This window comes from Rodentibacter rarus, assembly GCF_001998965.1.
Lineage (GTDB): Bacteria > Pseudomonadota > Gammaproteobacteria > Enterobacterales > Pasteurellaceae > Rodentibacter > Rodentibacter rarus.
Map to the genome: position 1 here is coordinate 1 of NZ_MLHJ01000120.1, position 12,198 is coordinate 12,198.

At 40.1% G+C, this 12,198-nt stretch carries 14 protein-coding genes and 2 tRNA genes; 11 read left to right on the forward strand and 5 right to left on the reverse strand.

Annotation, left to right across the window (positions count from 1 at the left end; genetic code table 11):
* Positions 1 to 54: 54 nt before the first annotated feature.
* Together purB and hflD are read right to left on the reverse strand one after the other, a co-directional pair.
* Entirely contained in the window at positions 55 to 1,422 is a 1,368-nt protein-coding gene (purB, locus tag BKK50_RS10630; RefSeq protein ID WP_077417874.1) for an adenylosuccinate lyase, read from the reverse strand.
* A 33-nt stretch (positions 1,423 to 1,455) separates the two neighbouring features.
* Positions 1,456 to 2,079, reverse strand: coding sequence for a high frequency lysogenization protein HflD (gene hflD, locus BKK50_RS10635; protein WP_077417892.1), 624 nt, complete (start codon positions 2,077 to 2,079; stop codon positions 1,456 to 1,458).
* 147 nt (positions 2,080 to 2,226) lie between these two features.
* Here hflD and trpS point away from each other — a divergent pair, with 147 nt between their 5' ends.
* Both trpS and BKK50_RS10645 read left to right on the forward strand, forming a co-directional pair.
* Positions 2,227 to 3,231 carry a tryptophan--tRNA ligase gene (gene trpS, locus BKK50_RS10640; RefSeq protein ID WP_077417876.1) on the forward strand — a complete coding sequence of 335 codons (1,005 nt, stop codon included), beginning with the start codon at positions 2,227 to 2,229 and terminating at the stop codon, positions 3,229 to 3,231.
* Positions 3,232 to 3,335: 104 nt separating this feature from the next.
* Entirely contained in the window at positions 3,336 to 3,626 is a 291-nt protein-coding gene (locus tag BKK50_RS10645; RefSeq protein ID WP_077417878.1) for a YfcZ/YiiS family protein, read from the forward strand.
* A 131-nt stretch (positions 3,627 to 3,757) separates the two neighbouring features.
* Here the strand turns inward: BKK50_RS10645 and BKK50_RS12940 are convergent, their stop codons facing one another.
* Both BKK50_RS12940 and BKK50_RS12945 read right to left on the reverse strand, forming a co-directional pair.
* On the reverse strand, positions 3,758 to 3,916 hold the full coding sequence (locus BKK50_RS12940) for a hypothetical protein (RefSeq protein WP_244149453.1): 159 nt from the start codon (positions 3,914 to 3,916) through the stop codon (positions 3,758 to 3,760).
* Positions 3,917 to 3,942: 26 nt separating this feature from the next.
* On the reverse strand, positions 3,943 to 4,209 hold the full coding sequence (locus BKK50_RS12945) for a transposase (protein WP_244149454.1): 267 nt from the start codon (positions 4,207 to 4,209) through the stop codon (positions 3,943 to 3,945).
* Positions 4,210 to 4,943: 734 nt separating this feature from the next.
* On the opposite strand from BKK50_RS12945, the gene yajC reads away from it, so the two are divergent.
* Genes yajC through secF form a run of 3 tightly spaced genes read left to right on the forward strand, consistent with a single transcriptional unit; the run spans position 4,944 to position 8,098 of the window.
* On the forward strand, positions 4,944 to 5,237 hold the full coding sequence (yajC, locus tag BKK50_RS10655; protein ID WP_077417880.1) for a preprotein translocase subunit YajC: 294 nt from the start codon (positions 4,944 to 4,946) through the stop codon (positions 5,235 to 5,237).
* A 24-nt stretch (positions 5,238 to 5,261) separates the two neighbouring features.
* On the forward strand, positions 5,262 to 7,112 hold the full coding sequence (gene secD / locus BKK50_RS10660) for a protein translocase subunit SecD (protein WP_077417882.1): 1,851 nt from the start codon (positions 5,262 to 5,264) through the stop codon (positions 7,110 to 7,112).
* Positions 7,113 to 7,123: 11 nt separating this feature from the next.
* Positions 7,124 to 8,098 (forward strand): protein translocase subunit SecF, encoded by a 975-nt coding sequence (secF, locus tag BKK50_RS10665; RefSeq protein WP_077417884.1) that lies wholly within the window; start codon positions 7,124 to 7,126, stop codon positions 8,096 to 8,098.
* A gap of 168 nt (positions 8,099 to 8,266) precedes the next feature.
* Here secF and rpmE read toward each other — a convergent pair whose 3' ends face one another.
* Positions 8,267 to 8,479 carry a 50S ribosomal protein L31 gene (rpmE, locus tag BKK50_RS10670; protein ID WP_005625828.1) on the reverse strand — a complete coding sequence of 71 codons (213 nt, stop codon included), beginning with the start codon at positions 8,477 to 8,479 and terminating at the stop codon, positions 8,267 to 8,269.
* A 190-nt stretch (positions 8,480 to 8,669) separates the two neighbouring features.
* On the opposite strand from rpmE, the gene mutY reads away from it, so the two are divergent.
* The 6 genes from mutY to BKK50_RS10700 form a co-directional block, all read left to right on the forward strand.
* Positions 8,670 to 9,803 carry an A/G-specific adenine glycosylase gene (mutY, locus tag BKK50_RS10675; RefSeq protein ID WP_077417886.1) on the forward strand — a complete coding sequence of 378 codons (1,134 nt, stop codon included), beginning with the start codon at positions 8,670 to 8,672 and terminating at the stop codon, positions 9,801 to 9,803.
* A complete protein-coding gene (locus BKK50_RS10680) occupies positions 9,781 to 10,053 on the forward strand; it encodes an oxidative damage protection protein (protein WP_077417888.1) in 273 nt (90 codons plus the stop codon). Before mutY ends, BKK50_RS10680 begins: the two co-directional genes overlap by 23 nt.
* A gap of 12 nt (positions 10,054 to 10,065) precedes the next feature.
* Positions 10,066 to 11,139 carry a membrane-bound lytic murein transglycosylase MltC gene (gene mltC / locus BKK50_RS10685; protein WP_077417890.1) on the forward strand — a complete coding sequence of 358 codons (1,074 nt, stop codon included), beginning with the start codon at positions 10,066 to 10,068 and terminating at the stop codon, positions 11,137 to 11,139.
* A gap of 225 nt (positions 11,140 to 11,364) precedes the next feature.
* Positions 11,365 to 11,440: transfer RNA gene (locus BKK50_RS10690), tRNA-Phe, on the forward strand.
* Positions 11,441 to 11,462: 22 nt separating this feature from the next.
* Positions 11,463 to 11,538 (forward strand) — tRNA-Asn (locus BKK50_RS10695).
* A 110-nt stretch (positions 11,539 to 11,648) separates the two neighbouring features.
* A partial coding sequence (locus tag BKK50_RS10700; RefSeq protein ID WP_143529814.1) for a ParA family protein occupies positions 11,649 to 12,198 on the forward strand: 550 nt, incomplete at its 3' end.

The window sequence follows — 12,198 nt, forward strand, 5'->3', positions numbered from 1 at the left end:
CTACATAATACCGGAAAATCTCAGTAATTTTCAACCGCTCTTTATTATGTCAAATTAGAGTTTTTCCACTAATTCAACCGCCGCACCGATATAGGTTGCCGGGGTGAGTTGTTGTAAACGGGCTTTTTCTTCAGTCGGAATCTCAAGTTTTTCCACAAATTCACGCATGGCTTGCTCATCCACACGCTTGCCTCGAGTTAATTCTTTCAGTTTTTCATACGGTTTTTCAATACCATAACGGCGCATTACGGTTTGAATCGGTTCAGCCAGTACTTCCCAGTTTTGGTTGAGCTCATCGCGCAAATGCTGTTCGTTCACTTCCAATTTGCTGATGCCTTTGCGGGTGGCTGCATAGGCGATTAAACAATAGCCTAACCCGACACCAAGATTACGCAATACGGTGGAATCCGTTAAATCCCGTTGCCAACGGGAAATTGGCAGTTTTTGTCCTAAGTGGGTCATTACCGCATTGGCAAGCCCAAGATTGCCCTCAGAGTTTTCAAAGTCAATCGGGTTCACTTTATGCGGCATCGTGGAAGAGCCGATTTCGCCAGCAATGGTGCGTTGTTTAAAGTGATTTAACGCAATATAGCCCCAAAGATCGCGGTCGAAATCAATCATAATGGTGTTGAAACGCACAATGGCATCAAAATACTCGGCAATGTAATCATGAGGTTCAATTTGTGTGGTGTAAGGGTTCCAGTTTAACCCCAGTGAAGTGACAAATTCTTCACTGAATTTATGCCAGTCAAGGTTTGGATAGGCTGAGAGGTGGGCATTGTAGTTCCCCACGGCACCATTAATTTTACCGAGAATTTCATTTTGTTGCAGTTGTTTGAATTGACGGCGTAAGCGATAGACTACATTTGCCATTTCTTTTCCCACTGTTGTTGGTGAAGCCGGTTGCCCGTGGGTGCGGGAAAGCAATGGGATGGTTTTGTAGTCGTTTGCCAGTTGGGTAATGTCATCAATCAATTTTTGCCATTGCGGTAAAACCACCGTATCACGAGCGGTTTTCAGCATTAAGGCATGGGAAAGATTGTTAATATCCTCCGAAGTGCAGGCAAAGTGGATAAATTCCGATACTTTTGCTAATTCCGGTAAGGCTTCGCTTTTTTCTTTTAGGAAATATTCCACCGCTTTTACATCGTGATTAGTGGTACGCTCGATTTCTTTGATACGTTCGGCATCTTTTAGGCTAAATTCACTGACAATTTTATCGAGGTAATCGTTTGCTTCCTGAGATAAATGGGAAACTTCCGAAATCTCAGCATTCGCCGCTAATTTTTGTAACCAACGAACTTCAACGGTAACACGGAATTTGAGTAAACCAAATTCACTGAAAATTGAACGAAGTTCGGTGGCTTTATCTTGGTAACGCCCATCAATTGGGGAAATCGCAGTCAGTGCGGAAAGTTGCATAAAATACTCCGGTGTATTAAGGGATGTTAATAATTAAGGATGAAGAGTTAAATAAATTTCTTTCGCCGTGTTGATTATTTTGCTTCGGGAGAATAAAAGCTGCCATTTATTGCCGCCCATTTGTCGCCATAATATGGCAGAGCGAACACCTGCAAGTAAACAAGCACGAACTTTATCTTGAATAAATGGCTGTTGTAAATAATTGGCTTCCCCGATAACGTGAATTTTTTTCCCTAAGGGGCTGATGAGATCCACATAAATGCCCGCCATAATAGATAGCATTCTTTCGCTCAGTAACCCATGGTAGGCGAGTTGTTCCGGTAAACGTTGAATACGTTGAGCAAGTTGTGATTTGGTTTCTCGATCTTTACTTAGCTGTTTTTCTAAATTCAATAGACCGCTCCAACAAGTGACAATGTTGCGATCATCAAGTGTAGAAAATTGTTCAATAAGTGTTTCTAACCCCAGTTTTAAATGGAAAGTCTGTCCGCCAAATACATCAAGTAAATTTTCCGGGTGGGTTTGTAAAAGAGAGCGAATCGTTGTTTGAAAGGCATTTTGATTTTCAATTTCACCTTTCATTGCCAGCTGATTGACTAATGCAGCAGATTGGAATACGCCGGCGAATGCCAACACAATATTATGATAATTTTTCATAAAAGAAACGTAATAGACGCGATAAACAGGCTGAAATTGCGCGCAATATAGCATTTTTACCACCTGTTTTGAACTCCCTCATTAAAAAACCATACATCTTTTGATATGATATCACCAATTTGTTTGCAAAATAAAAAAGGATAAAGTATGACAAAACCTATCGTATTTAGCGGTGTGCAACCCTCCGGTGAACTCACTATTGGGAATTATTTAGGGGCGTTGCGTAATTGGGTAAAAATGCAAGAGGATTATGAATGTATTTTCTGTGTGGTCGATTTACACGCCATCACGGTTCGTCAAGATCCTGCGGCACTTCGTAAGGCAACCCTTGATGTGGTGGCGCTTTATTTAGCCTGTGGTATTGATCCGAACAAAGCGACAATTTTCGTACAATCTCATGTCCCGGAGCATACGCAATTAGGCTGGGTACTCAATTGCTACACCTATTTTGGTGAAATGAGCCGTATGACGCAATTTAAAGATAAATCGGCACGTTATGCGGAAAATATTAATGTGGGATTGTTTGATTATCCCGTGCTGATGGCGGCAGATATCTTACTTTATCAGGCAAAAAGTGTGCCGGTGGGCGATGATCAAAAACAACATTTGGAAATCACCCGTGATATTGCAAACCGTTTTAATGCCCTTTATGGCGATGTTTTCACCATTCCTGAAATTTTCATTGGTAAAGCCGGGGCTCGGATTATGTCGTTGCAGGATCCTGAAAAGAAAATGTCAAAATCCGATGATAATCGTAATAATGTGGTGACATTGTTAGAAGATCCAAAATCCGTGGCGAAAAAAATTAAACGTGCGGTGACTGATTCTGATGAGCCGCCGGTGGTTCGTTATGATGTGAAAAACAAGGCAGGCGTATCGAATTTATTGGATATTCTTTCTGCGGTAACGGATAAATCCATTGCACAGCTGGAACAAGAATTTGAAGGAAAAATGTACGGTCATTTAAAAACCGCTGTTGCTGATGAAGTATCGAATTTGCTTGCCGGTTTGCAAACACGTTTCAATGAATACCGTAATAATGAAGCCTTGCTTGATGAAGTGCTTCGTCAAGGGGCGGCAAAAGCACGGGCAAAGGCACAGGACACTCTAGCAAAAGTCTATGAGGCCGTGGGCCTTGTGGCAGCAAAATAGTGAATTAAAATTTCAATGATACGGCCTTGGCTTGCCTTGCTGTGCTATTTGTACGCCCTGCGGCAAGCTGCCTTTTGATATAGTAATTAAAGAAGGAGTAAATGATGGCAATTCAAACAGAAAAACCGATTGAATGTGTGGGCTGTAATACCTTTGATATGAAATCATTGTTTGACAATCGGGATTGCACACAAGCGATTAGCTATCTCTACGACACCCAAGAACAGGCTCAAACCGCCCTTGATTTCTTCACTCAGAAAGCTCGAGAGGTGGAAAGCGAACCTTGTGAAATTCAATCAGAAATCAGAAAAACGGATGACGGTTATTTGTTAAACGCCAAATTTACCTTCTGTTGCCAGGCGGAATTGGTGATTTTCCAAATGAAGACGGCATAATACAGCAAAAGTGCGGTTAAAATTCCATGAATTTATGCGGTATTATGTGGTAAATGCACAAAAATACTTGTTTCAACGAAACGTAGATACCATAAGACACAACAAATTTTATTTTTGTAAATATCGTTAAATTAAATGTAGTTTGTTTTTGCAATACCGCTTGTGCAATGGGTGAGGCGTTTACGCATTAAAGCAGTAGTCACCACCATTTTAGGCTTACCCACTTGGGTTAAGCGTTGCACAAAGTTGCGGTATACTCTGTTTTTATAACAACCAAATGTAAAGTTCATCACAGGGTAGAAGAGGGCTTTACGGATTAGGGGTACCCTATTTTTGAGATACCAATGACGGTATTTAAGCTTTTAATCATCGGCGTTAATCCGGCAAAGGTCGCTGCCGACTTTGCATTTTTAAAGTGCTTGCCCTCTCCTAGATAAGCAATAAATTCAACAGCTGTCGTGAAACTAATCGCCGGAATAAAACAAAGTAATTTTACATTGTTTTTCAAAATGTTATCTTTATTAACGCACTGTTTAATGGTTTTCTCCAAAGCTTTAATTTGAGTGTTGATGAAGTGAATCATTTATCTTGTCGAGGTAATACAATCGCTACTATTAAGCCTGTTGTATAACCTACTTTCTCATCTACTATCACACCAAATAGTATCTACCCGTGAGCAATCATTTAAAGCAAAATCACTTAATTTTAGATACAGTAATAATTCAACATTGGAGACTATCGATTCAGTCAATCTTAAAATAATATTAAATTATGCTTTCCCTATGGGTAGTGTTTGCTCTAAAGCTAACTCCATGGTGATTACCTGACCTCTTAAGACGAATTTTGACATTAGTATGTAGCTGAATCGAGTTTTTTCAAATAGTTTCAATGCAAAGCATACTACATTATCTATTTAAAATACGTGCTGTCATTCATCATTATTCCCGAAAATCACAAGACAAAAATGGAAAATATTCCCATAGAACATCCTAAAAAACCAACCGCACTTTAAGGGAATGTTTAAAAGTATAGTTATGTTTAATGATGTTTTAATTTTTTTATTCGTTAACGACGTAATAGTGAGAGAAAATAATGCTAGATAATGGGTAGGCATCCTTAAAACTTATGAGGCAATTTGTCTGGTTTAATCCAACAAGAAACTTATCCTTATTGATATATAAGTGGTGGTATAAAAAGCAGTTGAGAAACTTTAGTTGCTTAAATCTCGCAATCAATCAATATGCTTTTCACATTTTGTGCGATTTATGGTATTTTATCGCCCGATTTTCAACTCAAATTTAATAAGGAAAATGTCAAATGGAAGCTCAAAGCCCAATGTCCACGTTAGTGATTTTTGTGATTTTCGGTTTAATTTTTTACTTTATGATTTATCGTCCACAAGCGAAGCGTAATAAAGAGCATAAAAAATTAATGTCTGAATTAACTAAAGGTAGTGAGGTTTTAACCGCCGGTGGTTTAATGGGAAAAATCACAAAAGTGATTGAAGACAATAACAGTGTGGTGATCGCTTTAAATGAAACGACAGAAATCACGATTAACCGCAACTATATTGTTACTATCCTTCCAAAAGGTTCGGTAAAAACGCTTTAATTTTTTATTCCTAAAGGGACAACTATGCTAAATCGTTACCCATTATGGAAGAATCTAATGGTGATCCTTGTGGTCGCCATTGGTGTTTTATACTCTCTTCCAAATATTTATGGTGAAGATCCGGCGGTACAAATTTCCGGTACTCGTGGGCAACAAGCCACCACGGCAACATTAGGACAAGTTCAAGAGGTCTTAAATGCCAATCATCTTTCAACCAAATCCATTGTTCTTGAGCAAGGCTCTATTTTAGCGCGTTTCAATAATACGGATGATCAGTTGCTTGCTAAAGATAAAATTGCTGAAAAACTCGGTAATAACTATACCACGGCATTAAATCTTGCGCCGGCAACCCCTGCTTGGTTAAGCAGTGTGGGCGCAAACCCGATGAAATGGGGCTTGGATTTGCGTGGTGGTGTACGTTTCTTGATGGAGGTGGATATGAATTCCGCTTTGGCAAAACGTCAAGAGCAGTTACAAGACACCTTACGCAATGAACTCCGCAAGGAAAAAATTCAATATACCGGCATTAAAAATGCGGAGAATTTTGGTACAACGGTCACCCTTGCTAATCCGAATCAACTTTCAAAAGCCTCCCGCATTATTCGCCAGGCACATCCAACGTTAGACGTCACGGATGCGAATAACGATACACTAAACTTATCCCTTTCTACCTCAGCGCTGAATGAAGCCCGTGATTTAGCGATTGAACAAAACCTGACTATTTTGCGTAAGCGTGTTTCTGAATTAGGCGTTGCTGAGGCTGTCATACAGCGTCAAGGTGCGGAGCGTATCGTTATTGAATTACCGGGGGTGCAGGATACTGCCCGTGCAAAAGAAATTCTTGGTGCAACAGCAACACTCGAATTTCGTATGGTCAATCAAGCAGTGAATGCTGAAGCGGCATTGCGTGGTATTTTACCGGCTGATTCTGAGGTGAAATATAATCGTGAGGGTCGCCCTATCGTACTTTTCAAACGCCCTTCTTTGGGGGGAGAGCATATCATTAACTCCAGTGCTGCGTTAGATCAGCAATCCGGCACGCCACAAGTGAGTGTGACATTGGATAGTGAAGGTGGGGAACAGATGTCGCAACTCACCAAAAAATACTATAAAAAACCGATGGCGACCCTTTATGTTGAATATAAAGACAACGGTAAGAAAGACGAAAACGGCAAAACAATTCTCGAGAAAAGCGAAGAAGTCATTAATGTAGCGACCATTCAAGCCCGTTTTGGTGCCAATTTCCAAATTACCGGTGTGGATAGTATGGCGGAAGCTAATAATCTTTCCACTTTATTGAAATCAGGTGCATTAATTGCCCCGGTGCAAATTGTAGAAGAACGTACTATCGGTCCATCATTAGGAGCTCAAAATGTTGAACAAGGCTTGAATGCTAGTTTTTGGGGATTGATTGCCGTCATCGTATTTATGCTGTTTTATTATAAACTCTTCGGTATTATTGCCAGCCTTGCGATGGTGATTAACATTGTGTTATTGGTTGGATTAATGTCGATTCTTCCTGGGGCGACCTTATCCATGCCGGGGATTGCCGGTATCGTGCTGACACTGGGGATGTCGGTGGATGCCAACGTACTTATTTTTGAACGTATTAAAGAAGAAATCCGTAATGGTCGCCCGGTTCAACAGGCGATCAACGAAGGTTATAACGGTGCATTTACCTCTATTTTTGATGCGAACTTAACCACAATTCTAACGGCAATTATTCTTTATGCAGTGGGAACGGGACCAATTCAAGGCTTTGCTATCACTCTTTCCTTAGGGGTGGCAATTTCCATGTTTACCGCTATTACGGGAACGCGTGCGCTTGTGAATATCATTTATGGCGGCAAACGTGTTGAAAAACTTTCGATTTAATTGAGGTGACTATGGCACTTTTTGCAAGAGATAAAAACGGACATCTCATCAAAGAAATTAATGGCATTAAACTCCCTTTCCCATTAACGGAATTTATGAAAGTTCGTAAATGGGGATACCTTGTTTCCGTATTGTTGACGGCGGTTTCCCTGTTTTTTATTGTCACAAAAGGATTTAACTGGGGGTTAGATTTTACCGGTGGGGTGGTCTTTGATACCCATTTTTCACAACCTGCTAATCTTGAACAAATCCGTGGCAAGTTAAAAGAAAATAGGATTGAAAGCCCGATTGTGCAAACCACCGGCTCGGTTCAAGATGTGATGATTCGTTTACCTGCCACGGACAATGATTCCAGCATTGGTGAGCGTGTCAAAGGTATGTTGATTGAATTGGATTCGGCGATTCAAATTAAAAGTGTTGAATTTGTTGGTCCAAATGTGGGTGAAGAGCTGGCTCAAGGTGCGGTATATGCCACTTTAGCGACTCTTGCGATGATGCTAATTTACATTGGTTCCCGCTTTGAATGGCGTTTAGGTTTGGGCGGAATTGTTTCTCTTGCCCACGATGTAGTGATTACCCTGGGGGTATTTTCCGCATTGCAGGTAGAAATGGATCTCACTTTCGTTGCCGCTATTCTTTCTGTGGTTGGCTATTCCATTAACGATAGTATCGTAGTGTTCGACCGTGTGCGTGAAAATTTCCGTAAAATCAGACGATTAGATACTCTTGATATTATTGATATTTCCCTTACACAGACTCTATCAAGAACCATTATGACCTCTGCAACCACGTTAATTGTTGTGGTTGCCCTCTTTTTCTTTGGTGGACCATCTATTCATAACTTCTCCCTTGCCTTGCTGGTTGGGGTTGGTTTTGGTACTTATTCCTCTATCTTTGTGGCGATTGCCGTTGCTTATGATGTGGGGCTTAGACGTGAACATATGCTCCCACCTAAAGTAGATAAAGAAGTGGATGAACTCCCTTAACACATTAAAAGTGCGATTGAAAATGAACGAGTTTTAAAAACTAACGTTAACATAACCCGAGGATGAATCTCAGTAGAAATAGCGGGTTCATCCTTTTTATTATCGTTAAATTTTATCTAACGATATAAAAAACCCCACCAATTGGCGGGGTTATAAAACACATTTAAATTATTTTGTGCTCGGGATTTTGAAACGACTATTGAAGCGCTCAACACGACCACCGGTATCGACAACACGTTGTTTACCTGTGTAGAATGGGTGGCAGTTACCACACACATCAAGATTGATGTCTTTGCCTAACGTTGAACGGGTTTTGATCACATTACCGCAAGAGCAAGTCGCTGTGATTTCTTTATATTCTGGATGAATACCTTGTTTCATAGAAAACCTCAAAATGAAGCCACGCCGCTATAAGAACTTTCTCCTTACACCGCGTGAGTGAATAATACGCCAACAAATTGGCACCAAATAGGGTGCAGATTATACTGAAAAAATAGAGATAAACAAGCCCCATTTTCGTGTAAAATTACGACCATTTTTGACCGCACTTTAAATCAATTTTAGGAAAGTTATGTTAGCGAAATCTTCCCCACAAGCACCTTTTGCCCAATCTGTATTGCAATGGTACGACAAATTGGGGCGTAAGCATTTACCTTGGCAGCAAAATAAAACCCTTTATAAGGTTTGGCTTTCAGAGGTGATGCTTCAACAAACTCAAGTGGCAACGGTGATCCCTTATTTTGAGCGGTTTGTTGAAACGTTTCCAAATTTGACCGCACTTGCCAATGCGTCACAAGATGAGGTATTGCATTTGTGGACAGGGCTGGGCTATTACGCAAGGGCTCGCAATTTACATAAGGCAGCACAAAAAATTCGGGATGAATTTAACGGCGATTTTCCTACGGATTTTGAACAGGTTTGGGCATTACCGGGCGTGGGGCGTTCTACCGCCGGGGCGATTTTATCTTCCGTGTTAAACCAACCTTATCCCATTTTAGATGGCAATGTGAAACGTGTGTTGTCACGTTATTTTTCCGTAGAAGGGTGGCCTGGTGAAAAGAAGGTGGAAAACCGTTTATGGCATTTAACGGAAGAGGTCACACCAGTAGAACAGGTGGCGGATTTTAATCAGGGGATGATGGATATTGGCGCAATGATTTGCACTCGCTCTAAACCAAAGTGTGAGTTTTGTCCTTTGATGAAAGATTGTTTGGCTTATAAAAACGACAGTTGGGCGCAATTCCCCGGTAAAAAAACGAAAAAACCGCTACCGGAAAAAGAAACCTATTTTTTGATTTTGTCTAAAAATGGCAAAGTATGGTTGGAGCAAAGGGAAAACACTGGTTTATGGGGCGGATTATTTTGTTTTCCACAATTTGAATCGAAAGAGGCGTTATTGGCTTATTTAGCCAATGAGGACATTTCCCATTATCAGGCATGGCCGAGCTTTCGTCATACTTTTAGTCATTTTCATTTAGATATTTATCCGATTTATGCGGAACTAGAAAATGATCGGGGTGAGCGGGAAAACCGTGATTGGCGAAAAGTGATGGAAAAACCAAAAGAATATAAACCAAGTCTATCAAGTGCGGTCAAATATTGGTATGATCCGCAAAATTCTGAACAGATCGGGCTGGCACAGCCTGTAAAAAATTTATTAACACAATTTGCAAGGAATTATTATGGCGAGAACAGTGTTTTGTGAATATCTCAAAAAAGAGGCTGAAGGTCTCGATTTCCAACTTTATCCGGGGGAATTAGGGAAACGAATTTTTGATTCAATCAGCAAGCAGGCTTGGACTGAATGGATAAAAAAACAAACGATGTTAGTGAATGAGAAAAAACTGAATATGATGAATTTGGAACATCGTCAGTTACTTGAACAAGAAATGGTCAGTTTCCTCTTTGAAGGAAAAGATATTCATATTGAAGGCTATGTTCCCCCATCCCAATAATTGATATTAAAAATGAAAAAGTATTTGTTATTGACACTGTTACCATTTCTCTATGCCTGTAGCGATTCGCCTAACCGTGGTATTAATTATGATGAGGTTTTTGCGAAAGACACCCAAGGTTTAGATATTCTCACCGGGCAATTTTCCCATAATATTGATCGTATTTGGGGAGTGAATGAATTACTTGTGGCAAGCCGTAAAGATTATGTGAAATATACGGATTCTTTTTATACCCGTAGCCATGTGAGTTTTGATGAAGGGAATATTATCATTGAAACACAACAAGATCTTAACCGTTTACATAATGCGATTGTGCATACATTGTTAATGGGGTCTGATGCAAAAGGGATTGATTTATTTGCCTCGGGCGATGTGCCTATTAGTACACGTCCTTTTCTTTTAGGGCAGGTGGTCGATAATAACGGTCAGCAAATTTCAAATCAGTTTATTGCAGGCAATTTTGCGACTTATTTAATTCAAAATAAATTGCAGACTCGCCGTCTACAAAATGGCAATATGGTGCAGTTTGTCACCATTCCGATGATTGCAAACCACGTTGAAGTGCGTGCACAAAAATATTTGCCTTTGGTTCGAAAAGCGGCACTGCGTTATGGTATTGATGAAAGTTTGATTTTGGGTATTATGCAAACCGAATCAAGTTTTAATCCTTATGCGATAAGTTATGCCAATGCCATTGGCTTAATGCAGGTAGTGCCTCATACCGCAGGGCGTGATATTTTTGCGATGAAAGGAAAAAGTGGTCAACCATCAACACGTTATTTGTACGACCCGGCAAACAATATTGATGCGGGAGTTGCTTATTTGTGGATCCTGCAAAATCAGTATTTAGACGGAATTACGAACCCAACATCTAAACGTTTTGCGATGATTTCTGCTTATAACAGTGGGGCGGGTGCTGTGCTACGGGTGTTTGATAACGATAAAGATGAAGCGATTTATAAAATCAACCAAATGTATCCGGAACAGGTTTATCGCATTTTAACCACGGCACATCCTTCCTCCCAAGCGAGAAATTATTTGTTAAAAGTGGATAAAGCGCAGAAAAAATTCCGAGTAAGACGATAATTTCCATCTCAAAAATGCCCGAAGTAGTTTCTTCGGGCATTTTTTCGAAAAAAAAGTGCGGTTATTTTTAAATAAGTTTACAAAATTCGTTTTTTTTATAGACATTTTGGTTATTAACCATTCAAACACACTTATTTTTTCATTTTTTTTAATTTAGTTGTTGACCCTCCACTGAAAAAATAGTTTAATACGCACCGTTGTCAGGCAGTAGCCAGTGATGATAACGCCTCGATAGCTCAGTCGGTAGAGCAGGGGATTGAAAATCCCCGTGTCGGTGGTTCGATTCCGCCTCGAGGCACCATTCATCAGGTCGTAAAATCTACTCCTCCTTAGTTCAGTCGGTAGAACGGTGGACTGTTAATCCATATGTCGCTGGTTCAAGTCCAGCAGGAGGAGCCAATATTATAAGATTGGGCATCATAATCTTTTTATTAAAGATCTATATAAGACATTTATTTAGTCCCCTAGTCGATACTTAATTAACCTATCTTTGTTAAGAGAGTATCGAAATGAAAAATCAAAATCTATCTCAAAAAACATTCATTATTACCATCGCTTCCACTAAAGGTGGATCTGCAAAAAGTACTAACGCAGCAAATGTTGGTGCATTTTGTGCCGATCACGGCTTAAAAACCCTTCTGATTGATACCGATACCCAGCCCACATTAAGTGCGTATTTTGCTTTGGAATACACAGCACCTGGAGGTATTCACGAGTTTTTAACCTACCAAGATGTTGAGCCAAGCCACATCATATCGAAAACAACCCTACCTAATTTAGATTTAATCCAATCAAATGATCCGACAAATAATGTCAGTCAAATGCTCCGTAACGCACCAGACGGGGCTATTCGGTTTAGTTTTTTATTGAAAAAACTCCAAGGCTATGATGTGATTATCGTCGATACACGAGGAACGCGCGATATTACCGTTGATATGTCAGTGCTTGCCGCAGATCTTCTATTTTGTCCTATCCTTCCGCACATTTTATCGGCAAAAGAATTTATTCGCGGTACAATCGGAATGTACCAAGAGCTTCAAACTGTCAATGATCTTCCAA

Coding starts and splice junctions, on each gene's coding strand:
- purB (WP_077417874.1), bottom strand. CDS start 1,422: ATGCAACTTTCCGCACTGACTGCGATTTCCCCAATTGATGGGCGTTAC.
- hflD (WP_077417892.1), bottom strand. CDS start 2,079: ATGAAAAATTATCATAATATTGTGTTGGCATTCGCCGGCGTATTCCAA.
- trpS (WP_077417876.1), top strand. CDS start 2,227: ATGACAAAACCTATCGTATTTAGCGGTGTGCAACCCTCCGGTGAACTC.
- BKK50_RS10645 (WP_077417878.1), top strand. CDS start 3,336: ATGGCAATTCAAACAGAAAAACCGATTGAATGTGTGGGCTGTAATACC.
- BKK50_RS12940 (WP_244149453.1), bottom strand. CDS start 3,916: ATGAACTTTACATTTGGTTGTTATAAAAACAGAGTATACCGCAACTTT.
- BKK50_RS12945 (WP_244149454.1), bottom strand. CDS start 4,209: ATGATTCACTTCATCAACACTCAAATTAAAGCTTTGGAGAAAACCATT.
- yajC (WP_077417880.1), top strand. CDS start 4,944: ATGGAAGCTCAAAGCCCAATGTCCACGTTAGTGATTTTTGTGATTTTC.
- secD (WP_077417882.1), top strand. CDS start 5,262: ATGCTAAATCGTTACCCATTATGGAAGAATCTAATGGTGATCCTTGTG.
- secF (WP_077417884.1), top strand. CDS start 7,124: ATGGCACTTTTTGCAAGAGATAAAAACGGACATCTCATCAAAGAAATT.
- rpmE (WP_005625828.1), bottom strand. CDS start 8,479: ATGAAACAAGGTATTCATCCAGAATATAAAGAAATCACAGCGACTTGC.
- mutY (WP_077417886.1), top strand. CDS start 8,670: ATGTTAGCGAAATCTTCCCCACAAGCACCTTTTGCCCAATCTGTATTG.
- BKK50_RS10680 (WP_077417888.1), top strand. CDS start 9,781: ATGGCGAGAACAGTGTTTTGTGAATATCTCAAAAAAGAGGCTGAAGGT.
- mltC (WP_077417890.1), top strand. CDS start 10,066: ATGAAAAAGTATTTGTTATTGACACTGTTACCATTTCTCTATGCCTGT.